The 7,902-nt window shown below is 61.6% G+C and carries 6 protein-coding genes; 3 read left to right on the top strand and 3 right to left on the bottom strand.

Annotated features, from left to right (window positions below; all coding sequences use genetic code 11):
- Window positions 1-817, bottom strand: an 817-nt coding sequence (locus ACY69P_RS11455; protein WP_462327565.1) for a DUF4139 domain-containing protein, incomplete at its 3' end; no start/stop codon positions are given.
- Between the two features lie 387 nt (window positions 818-1,204).
- Window positions 1,205-1,519, bottom strand: a complete 315-nt coding sequence (locus ACY69P_RS11460) for a hypothetical protein (protein ID WP_462327566.1) — start codon at window positions 1,517-1,519, stop codon at window positions 1,205-1,207.
- A 1,209-nt stretch (window positions 1,520-2,728) separates the two neighbouring features.
- Between ACY69P_RS11460 and ACY69P_RS11465 the strand changes: the two genes are divergently transcribed.
- Window positions 2,729-4,243, top strand: a complete 1,515-nt coding sequence (locus ACY69P_RS11465) for an L-lactate permease (RefSeq protein ID WP_459901106.1) — start codon at window positions 2,729-2,731, stop codon at window positions 4,241-4,243.
- Window positions 4,244-4,339: 96 nt separating this feature from the next.
- Here ACY69P_RS11465 and pgi read toward each other — a convergent pair whose 3' ends face one another.
- Window positions 4,340-5,941: a glucose-6-phosphate isomerase gene (gene pgi, locus ACY69P_RS11470; RefSeq protein WP_462327567.1), complete on the bottom strand. Its 1,602-nt coding sequence runs from the start codon at window positions 5,939-5,941 to the stop codon at window positions 4,340-4,342.
- Between the two features lie 195 nt (window positions 5,942-6,136).
- Here pgi and ACY69P_RS11475 point away from each other — a divergent pair, with 195 nt between their 5' ends.
- Complete coding sequence (locus ACY69P_RS11475; protein WP_404843382.1) at window positions 6,137-6,295, top strand: symporter small accessory protein; 159 nt, start codon at window positions 6,137-6,139, stop codon at window positions 6,293-6,295.
- Window positions 6,292-7,893, top strand: a complete 1,602-nt coding sequence (locus tag ACY69P_RS11480) for a sodium:solute symporter family protein (RefSeq protein ID WP_462327568.1) — start codon at window positions 6,292-6,294, stop codon at window positions 7,891-7,893. The genes ACY69P_RS11475 and ACY69P_RS11480 overlap by 4 nt, the downstream gene beginning before the upstream one ends.
- Window positions 7,894-7,902 lie beyond the last annotated feature (9 nt).

Consider the following 7,902-nt stretch of genomic DNA (forward strand, 5'->3'; position numbering starts at 1 on the left):
GCTGGCTGACCCACGGGCGGTTTTGCGGGGGCACCGTGCCGCCGGTAAAGCGCGCCGTGGACAGGGTGAGGGCGACGTCCTTCCACTCCTGCCCGCTCTTCTGGGTGATGACGGCGTCCCACGCCACATCCACAGCGCCCTTCTTCGGATGGGCGTTGATGACGTAGTGCGCGGACCAGCCGCAATTGTTCAGGCGGTAGGAGTACATGGCGCGCGCCGTGGCCGCGGGGTGCCCGGAGAAGCGGGCGGTGACCAGCCAAGCGGTGTCGCTGCCGCCGGTCAGGTCGTTCAGCTTGCGGCGCAGGCGGGCGGCCTTCTGTTCGGCATCCTGAATCTGCGGAATCAGCTCCGAGGCCGCGCGCAGGGATTTGAGGACGCCTGTGTGGATGGCGGTGGCAAATTCCGAAGCATCGCGTCTGGTGACGGCGGTGCTCAGGGACTTCCAGTAGTCGGCCGTGGCGGTGTGTGCGGCGCGGGCGTCGATGAGGTCCTGCAACTCGGCAACGGCCTTGGCGTGGGCCTCGCGCGCGGCGGCGATGCGGGCTTCCTCCTGCCGGACGTCTTTGTCGACGCTGAGGTCCTTGAGGGTCAGGTCGCCGGCGTTTTCAAGGGAAAAGCGCAGGCTGTTCGGGTCCGCGGAGTGGGGCAGGGTAAAGGTCGCCGTTGCGCCCCCTTCGGTCTGCGTCAGCGGCAGGGTGGCGGTTTCGGTAACGCGGGCAAAATCGGGATAGACGACCGCCCGAACCGGGGCGGCCAAGGCGCTGAGCGCCGGGTAGAGCGCGATGACAGCGGCACAGATGACCGTGAGTAGGCGCATGATATCCTCCTGAAAAGTTAACGGCAATGCTGTTGCCGGACAGTCCTTCAGGTGTATCGTCAGCGGCAGGGGTGGTCAATATGGCGGCGTGGGTTTTGCGGTGCAGGGTGGAGAATGTCTGGCGTGGGCGGCGCGGCCCTCTCTGCGTGCCGTTGGCGGCAGGGCGTGTTGCGGCGCTATATGGTGAGCTGGCGGCGCCGCACACGGCAAAACGGTGGACGCTTGTTGCGGCAGGGGGCACATCCGGGCCGCAGAGCGATGGGCGATGGGCGAGTGCGCCCTTATGCGCCGGGCGGCAGGAGGCCGTGGCGCGCGGGCTACCGCCCCCAGCTGGCGCGGCGGCCCACAGAATGGGCCATACGCCGCGCCGGATGTGGCAGAGAAGAGTTAGACGTCAATGGTGCGCGAGGACCAGTCCTTGTGCGTGAAGTCGTAGGCGGTGAGGGACAGGGTGCCGTGTGGGGACCAGTCCTTGCCGATGATGATGCCCTTGCCGTCCTCGTCCACCACATCGGCAAGCAGGTCAAAGACCGACGAGCGGTTTTCCTCGTCATCCTCAAACATGGGGGCCGCACCGCTGATATAGACAGCCCCGGATGCGTCCATGTGCTGGTAGGAGACTGTTTCGAAAGCGTTATTCAGAAGCTTGTTCACCTTGCTGAAAGACCATTCGCCGATGCCGTAAACCCAACCTTCGTACACAGTGCATCCCTTTTCCATCGCAAACTCTCGCAAATGCTTTGGCCCGGTGCGGGCGGTTGTTTGTGCAGGCACGGGTGTATCGTGCGTCCTCCGTCATACTGCGAGACGCGGCGCGGCTCAAGGCTTCATCAGCATTTTTTGGAGCAATGCCGCAAAACTGGCCGTTGCCAGTGCTCTGCGCGGACTGGCGGAGGGCAAAAGTTTCGGATTGTAAAATCCCCAGCGCGCAGGTGCGGCTGTGCGGGGCTGGTGAGGGGGCGCGGGGGCTGGTCGCCCGCACCTGTTGGGCCATGGCTGTGCGGGGCGTACGGCTGCGGGGCGTGCAGGCATGGAGCAGGGTGTGCCGCATGGGTGAACGCGCGCCGCCCCGCGATGGGCATTTGGCATTGGGGCAACGGAAAAGCACATGTTTTAAGCTGGTTAGCGCGGAAAATGTCGCGCATGGGCAAATTCCTTTGCAAAACGAAAATCGGCAACTGCCCGGATTCTCAGGCGATTGGGTCAAGAGATCGGAAAAATGGACGTTTTGAAAGGCTTTTCTTTCTGCTGCGGTGGTGCTATGTGGTGCTGCATGAGAATGCTTAAAGCGTGCTTTCATCCGGAAAGGAGTCTGGGACCAGTCATGAAGAAAAAACCCATGCTGGCGCTTCGCATCGTTCTTGGCGTGGCGCTCTATGTGCTGGCCGTACTGCTTTCGGCGTCCGTCGTGAAAGCATAGGCTCAGGACATCCGGCAGTGCCGCGGCATCTGCCTGAAACAGGCCGCAGTTCCCATTTGCGTGGGAACTGCGGCCTGTTTTGTTTTGCGCTCTGCAGTAATCTTTTTTTTGCAATGCATGGGCTCTCTTGTGCGGGGCGCTTTGGCGGCTTGTCATGTGCTCAAAATGCGTAAGCAACAGATGGCGGAATGCAGGAATATCCCCGTATGACGGGATTGTGTGAACTTGCACAAGCTTGACTTTCGCTGCGCTTTCTGGTCATTCACTTTCGCTGTTGTACACGAGGAAATTCGTGTGGATGGCCTGCAATACTGTTTGTGCAACCAAACAGCTTTGGCGCACAGAACTGTTTGAGCGCACAATCAGTACCTTCCTGCAGGGGAAAAGTGCTCCGGATTTGTGCCGGGGTGAGCAGGTGCAGGGATTGTGTGGGGTCCGCGGCTGGTAGGGCCGCATGTTGTGTAAACGTCATGTTATCTGGAAGAGGTACAATGGAATTCCTGCAATTCGGGGTGGCTATCCTCCCTATCATCTGGCTCATGTTCTCGCTGGGCGTTCTGCGACTGCCCGCCTACAAAACCTGTACGGCAACCCTTGTCGCCACCCTTGCCATTGCCGTGTTTGGCTGGTGGCAGATGCCTGTGGCGGACGCCGCCGGCGCGGCGCTGGAGGGTGCCGCCCTCGCTGTGTGGCCCATCATGATCGTCATCATCGCGGCCGTGTTCACCTACAACCTGTCCATCGCCACCGGCAGCATGGAAATCATCAAGGGCATGCTCTCGTCCATCACCACGGACAGGCGCATCCTCGTGCTGATTATCGCGTGGGGCTTTGGTGGCTTCCTTGAGGGCGTTGCGGGCTACGGCACCGCTGTGGCTATCCCCGCCAGCATCCTTGCGGCCATGGGCTTTAATCCGCTGTTCGCCGCCATTATCTGTCTGGTTGCCAACACCGTGCCCACAGCCTTTGGCGCCATCGGCATTCCGGTGACCACCATGGCGAGCGTGACCGGCCTGCCCGTCACGGAGCTGAGCTACTTCACCGCACTGCAGCTCACGCCGTTCATCATGGTTATCACCTTCCTGCTGGTGATGCTGACGGAAAAGAGCGTGCGCGGCGTGAAGGGTGTGTTCTTTATCACCCTCGTGTCCGGCGTGTCCTTTGCCCTGCCGCAGCTGATGGTTGCCAAGTACCTTGGCGCGGAGCTGCCCTGTTTGGCGGGCAGTGTGTGCAGCATGGCCGTCACCACGCTGGTGGCGCGTACCATGTACCGCCACACCGCCGGCGAAGCCACGGACGGCACCTCCGGCCGTGACAAGTTCATGGCGTGGCTGCCCTACATTCTTATTTTTGCCTTCATCATCCTGTGCAGCAACCTGTTCCCCGGCATCAAGCATGCGCTGTCCAGCGTGAAGACCACCGTTGCCATCTACGGCGACCATCCCTTCACGTTTAAGTGGATTGCCACGCCGGGAACGCTCATCATCATTGCCACCTTCCTTGGCGGCATGCTGCAGGGCCAGTCTTTTGGCCGCATTGCCGGGATTTTTACCAACACCACCCGCCAGCTTGCCATGTCCGCCGTGACGGTTATCGCCATTGTCGCCATGGCAAAGGTTATGGCCTACAGCGGCATGATCAACACCATCGCCGTGGTGGTTGCCGCCGTGACCGGCAGCTTCTTCCCGCTCATCGGCCCGATGATTGGCGCGCTTGGCACCTTTGTGACCGGCTCCGATACGTCCTCCAACGTGCTGTTTGGTAAGCTCCAGCTGGAGATTGCCCGCGAGATTGGCGTGGACCCGCGCTGGCTGGTTGCCGCCAGTGCTGGCGGCGCAACCGCTGGCAAAATGATTTCGCCCCAGTCCATCGCCGTGGCTACAGCCGCCACCGGCCTTGTTGGCTCCGAGGGTGAAATCCTTGGCCAGACCGTCAAGGTCTGCATCGGCTACCTTGCCCTGTACGGTGTGCTGACCTACGCGGTCATCATGCTGGGCTTCGTCTAGCCCGCAGGACGTCTTCGCCCACGGCGAAAACGCGTCAAAAAAGCCCCCGCATCGCTGAGCGATGCGGGGGCTTCGTTATGTCTGGTGGCCGCGCCCTTAGCGGCGCATGGACTTGTAGGCGTTGATGAGGGCGTTGGTGGAGGCGTCGTGCGAAGCCACGGGCACGTCGTCGGCCAATTCCTTCTGGATGGTGGCGGCAAGCTGTTTGCCCAGTTCCACGCCCATCTGGTCAAAGGAATTGATGTCCCACAGCGCGCCCTGCACAAAGATTTTGTGTTCGTACAGGGCAATAAGCGCCCCAAGAGTCGTGGGCGTCAGCTCCCGCATGAGGATGGTATTGGACGGGCGGTTGCCGGTGAAGGTCTTGTGCGGGGCAATGGCGTGAATGCTGTCCTTGTCCGCACCGGCACGCTCCATCTCGCGCGCCACTTCCTCGGTGGTGCGCCCGTGCATCAGGGCCTCGGATTGGGCGATGACGTTGGCCATGAGCACATCATGGTGCTGGCCCAGCGGGTTCAGGCTGCGCGCGGGGGCGATAAAGTCGCACGGGATGAGCTTGGTCCCCTGATGGATAAGCTGAAAGAACGCGTGCTGGCCGTTGGTGCCGGGCTCGCCCCAGATAATGGGGCCGGTGCTGTAGTCCACGGGGATGCCCTCGGCATTGACGGCCTTGCCGTTGGATTCCATATCCCCTTGCTGGAGATAGGCGGGGAAGCGGGCGAGGTATTGGTCGTAGGGCAGAATGGCGTGGGTGCCGCAACCGAAGAAATTGTTGTACCACAGCGGGGCCGTGCGGAAGTGCTCGTCCACTTCAAATGCGCCGCCCAGCAGGTCCTCAAAGCGGTCCATGCCGATGCTGAGCACAATGGACAGGCCAATGGCGCTCCACAGGGAATAGCGCCCGCCGACCCAGTCCCAAAATTCGAACATATTGGCGGTGTCGATGCCAAAGGCGGCCACGCCCTCGGTGTTGGTGGACAGCGCCACAAAGTGCTTCGCCACGGCGGTTTCGTCGGCGGTGGCCTGTTGCAGCCACGCCTTGGCCGAAGCCGCGTTCATCATGGTTTCCTGCGTGGTGAAAGTCTTGGAGGCGATGATGAACAGGGTGGTTTCCGGCGAGAGGGGGCGCAGAGTTTCGCTGAGGTGCGTGCCGTCCACATTGGAGACGAAGTGGACGCGCGGGCCGTCGGCGTAGTGCCCAAGGGCGCGGACCACCATCAGCGGCCCAAGGTCCGATCCGCCAATGCCGATGTTGACCACATCCGTGATGGGTTTGCCGGTAAAGCCCGTCCATGCGCCGGAGCGCACGCGCTGGGAAAAGTCCTTCATCTTGGCGAGCACGGCGCGCACGCCGGGCATGACGTCCTTGCCGTCCGCGAGGATGGGGCGCGAGCTTTGGTTGCGCAGGGCCACGTGCAGCACCGCGCGGTCCTCGGTGAAGTTGATGTGCTCGCCTGCGAACATGGCATCGCGTTTTGCAGTGAGGCCGCGCTCCCTGGCAAGGGCAAGGAGCAGGTCCATGGTCTCCTGCGTGATGCGGTTTTTGGAGTAGTCGAAGAGGATGTCTTCCAGACGCAGCGAGAACGATTCGAACCGATGGGGATCGGCGTCGAACAGTTCGCGCATGTGCACGTCCTTGATGGAATCATAGTGCGCCTTCAGGGCCTTCCAAGCCGCCGACTGCGTAAGGGTTGTCATGACAGTTCCTCTATATGTGGTTTTCGGACCAAGGTGATAACCGCTTTAGTTCGCAGTCTAATTTGGACGAAACACGGCGGGAAGTCAACGCCGCGGCCGGATGGAGGTCCTTGACAGCAAGGACAACCATTGCCTACTCAACCAGTTCGCAATCGGATATCCTTCCGGTTTTTTTCGCATAGGGAGGTCTTTGACATGCTTGGTTTTGACAATGGCGCCGTAGCGCTTGCCGTGTGGCTGACCCTTGGGGCCGCCGCCGCAAGCGTCATCTACGGCGTGGTCAACTGGAACAGGGGAGGAGAGGACGCCGAAGGGGTCGGTACGTCATCTTCCGGGGAGGAGCCGCACGAATGATGCTGAAGGCTCTGGCCACAACCCTGTACATGCTGGTGGTGTTCTATCTGGGCTACAGAGGCTGGAGGGACACCAAGGTCGCCACGGACTACATGCTGGCCGGACGGCGGATGCATCCGTTTGTCATGGCTATGTCCTACGGGGCGACGTTTATTTCCACATCGGCCATTATCGGCTTTGGCGGCGTGGCCGGAATGTTCGGCTTTTCGCTGATGTGGCTCACCTTTTTGAATATTGCGGTGGGCGTGTTGTTCGCCATGACCGTCCTTGGCAAGCGCACCCGCCGCCTTGGCCTTGCGCTGGACTGCTTGACCTTTCCCGAGCTTTTGGGGGCGCGGTATCAGTCGCGCTTTATTCAGGGCTTTTCCGGGGGAGTGATTTTCCTGTTCGTCCCCGTGTACGCGGCGGCGGTTTTGCTCGGCATCTCGCATATGATTGAGGTGTCGCTTGGCATCCCGCTGGAGACGGCCATGGTAGGCTTTACGCTTATCCTTGCGCTGTACGTTATTACCGGCGGCCTGAAGGCCGTGATGTATACGGACGCCTTTCAGGGCACCATTATGGCCGCCATGATGGTGGTGCTGGTCACCGTGACGTATTCCAAGCTGGGCGGCGTGACGCAGGCGCATCAGACGCTGGCGTCCATGGCGCACTTGATGCCGGAATCCCTGCGCGCAGGGGGCATGGAGGGCTGGACGCAGGGCATCCGCTTTGGCACGCCCATCTGGCTTACCGTGTTTACCACCATCGTCTACGGGGTGGGCATTGGCGTCTTGGCCCAGCCACAGCTTGCCGTGCGCTTTATGACCGTGGAAAGCGACAAGGAACTCAACCGCGCTGTGCTCTACGGCGGGGTGTTCATCCTGCTGCTGCCCGGCGTGCCCTACGTGGTTGGCGCGCTGTCCAATGCGGTGTTCTATGAGACCTTCGGCAAAATCGCCATCGTCATGGCCGAGGGGAACTACGACCGCATTATCCCGCTGTACATCGAGCGCATTATGCCGGGGTGGTTCTCCGCGCTGTTCCTTATGGCGATGTTTGCCGCGGCTATGAGTACGCTGTCGTCCCAGTATCATGTGGGCGGAACGTCCCTTGGGCGCGACGTGTTCCACAAGGCCCTGCGCCTGTCCAATGGCGAAACGTTCAAGGTCACCCAGATGGGCGTGGCCGTGACCATCTTCATGACCCTTGTGTGGGCGTGGGTGCTGCCGGGGAGCGTGATAGCCCGGGCGACGGCGTTCTTCTTTGGGCTGTGCGGCGCGGCGTTTTTGCCCGCCTATTGCCTTGGCCTGTATTGGCGGGGCATGACGTGCACCGGGGCCATAGCGTCCATGATGGGCGGCTTTGCCGTGTCCATGTTCTGGCTGCTGTTTGTGCACCTGAAGGAATCGGCGGCCCTTGGGCTGTGTCAGGCCGTCGCCGGTGTGCCGTCCCTTGCGGCGGCCGCGCCGGAGGGCAGCACCCTGTGGCTGCTGCAATGGCTGGACCCCAACGTGGTGGCCCTGCCCGTGAGCATGACCCTTGCGGTGGTGGTCAGCCGTATGTCCCAGCCAATGGACGCCGCGCACGTTGCGCGGTGCTGGCGGTATTTCCGCTGACGCTGGGCA

The sequence above is a fragment of the Desulfobaculum sp. genome (genome assembly GCF_054921475.1).

Bases quoted from the DNA above. Each gene is read 5' to 3' on its own strand.
- ACY69P_RS11475 (WP_404843382.1), top strand. From the start codon at position 6,137: ATGCTTGGTTTTGACAATGGCGCCGTAGCGCTTGCCGTGTGGCTGACC.
- pgi (WP_462327567.1), bottom strand. From the start codon at position 5,941: ATGACAACCCTTACGCAGTCGGCGGCTTGGAAGGCCCTGAAGGCGCAC.
- ACY69P_RS11480 (WP_462327568.1), top strand. From the start codon at position 6,292: ATGATGCTGAAGGCTCTGGCCACAACCCTGTACATGCTGGTGGTGTTC.
- ACY69P_RS11465 (WP_459901106.1), top strand. From the start codon at position 2,729: ATGGAATTCCTGCAATTCGGGGTGGCTATCCTCCCTATCATCTGGCTC.